The sequence below is a fragment of the Vibrio sp. 811 genome (assembly GCF_033339195.1).
Map to the genome: position 1 here is coordinate 1 of NZ_JAWOUB010000059.1, position 1,888 is coordinate 1,888.

General features: G+C 40.4%; 3 protein-coding genes. All 3 read left to right on the forward strand.

Annotation, left to right across the window (positions count from 1 at the left end; genetic code table 11):
* Positions 1-205 precede the first annotated feature (205 nt).
* Positions 206-421, forward strand: coding sequence for a hypothetical protein (locus R7Q46_RS24725; RefSeq protein WP_238814884.1), 216 nt, complete (start codon positions 206-208; stop codon positions 419-421).
* Between the two features lie 427 nt (positions 422-848).
* Positions 849-1,316 carry a helix-turn-helix domain-containing protein gene (locus R7Q46_RS24730; protein ID WP_238814883.1) on the forward strand — a complete coding sequence of 156 codons (468 nt, stop codon included), beginning with the start codon at positions 849-851 and terminating at the stop codon, positions 1,314-1,316.
* Between the two features lie 244 nt (positions 1,317-1,560).
* Positions 1,561-1,888, forward strand: a 328-nt coding sequence (locus R7Q46_RS24735) for a helix-turn-helix domain-containing protein (protein WP_318077868.1), incomplete at its 3' end; no start/stop codon positions are given.

The window sequence follows — 1,888 nt, forward strand, 5'->3', positions numbered from 1 at the left end:
GGAGAAACTTGGCTTTACTGTTGATAACACCGTTGTCCCTCTTCCTAGCCGTTCCAAGTATATCGCTGTAGATGGCTCTGAATGGGATTGTGCGGCTGATTACTGGAAACATAGGCAGCAGCACTAAAAATTTATTAAACGCGCTTAGAATGGATTACCCCTCCAATCTAAGCGCTAATCACCACTAACTGTATGGAGTTAATGTATGACTACTTTGAATTATTCTATTTCTGGCTTAAAAGATCTACTTACAGACCTAGAAAACTTATCTGCATGTATTTCTGGCCTCCCAAGAGACCATGTTAGTCCTTCCGTTCTTAAGGATTTAATGGAGCAGCAGCACAAGCTTATCGAGTTTGTTAATGGTTATTGCATGATGCTTCAAGCCTTAGATAAAAAAACAAGTTTGTTGGAAGAATGAAAATTGGGGCCTTGTGCCCCTTTTTATTTTTCCAATAAACCGACAAGCGGAAACGTCTTTGTTTTTGGTTTCAATATCCAAATCCGCGCGTCAGCTCCACTAATTAAAAATTGAAAAGAGAAGAGAGAGCGTGAACGGGGAGGAAGCGGGAGCGCCACGTTGCGCTCTCTCTTTTAACTTTCATAAAGAAGCAAATAAGTTAGTTGAGAGTTTTTCTCGTTTCTTTTTCTATCTTTACCTTCCGACTTTTGTGCCATTTCTGGCACTCGTGAGCCACATACTTTAATAGTGGCTTATAGTCCCAATATGGAACCTTTCTTATCCCTATACATTTCCCCAAACCCTTATTGTAAAAGGCTTTGTTGCTTGTATAATTTTTTTACACGGGCTAATCTTGTGTAAATTTTTTTTACACGGGAGTTTTGTTTTGATTTCTCGATACTTTGAAAGTGAATTTGTTTCTCTTGGCCTTTCTCCAATTCAGAAGCTGATCTATATGTATCTTTCTTCTATTTCTGATGAGACTGGCTTTGTTTCTTCGTCTACAAAAGATATTGCTAATTGTGTGGGCTGCACTCGAGTTTCTGTTTCGAATGCTCTTTCAGTCTTAAGTTCTCGTTCTCTTATTCTTACTTATCCGGCTCTCTCTGTTGGGGATTGTAATTCCTACCGTGTTCTTGATCCTTTTGAACAAACTATTCCCACTCCAGAACCTCCAGAACCTGAACTTTCTTATGATGAACGTATTGCTATGGCCATGAAGGTTGCTCAAGAGCATGTGAGTAATATGCGTCGCAATGGTATTGCTCCTTCGCTTACCCCGTCACCTTCCAAACCTTCAGAATCTAAGCGTGCTAAAGCTCGTTCTAATCGAAAGAAAAAGAAAAAGCGATAGCGCTATTTGTTCTATGGTTTGTTCTATGGTTTGTTGGAGTCAACCTCGTTGACTAGGGTCGGTCAATTTCGTTGACTAGGGTAGTCAACCTCATATACTAGGGTTGTCTAAAATTAGAATAGGTGCTATCTTGTTTTACAGGCATGAAAAAGCCCTGACTGTGTCGGCAAACATCTAATCAGGGCTTATTACTTTTTTAAGGCTTTGTTTAATTATGGCACAACAAAGGACACAGTTCGACCTTATGCACCCATTATTCCAAACAATGAAAGAGCATAAGCTTCCTACTACGCAGCGTATGCTGTTATTAGGCCTTTTTCGTTTTATGGATGGTCACGGCGTTTGCTATCCGAGCTATCGTGCTCTTATGGACGAAACAGGTCTTTCTAGGCAAGCAATTGCTACCAATCTTAAAAAGTTAGTTGCTGCTGGTTGGTTGGAGTATGAGACTGGCGATAAATCATTGAGCCAGGCTAATACTTACTATCTTAACCTGGAGAAACTTGGCTTTACTGTTGATAACACCGTTGTCCCTCTTCCTAGCCGTTCCAAGTATATCGCTGTAGATGGCT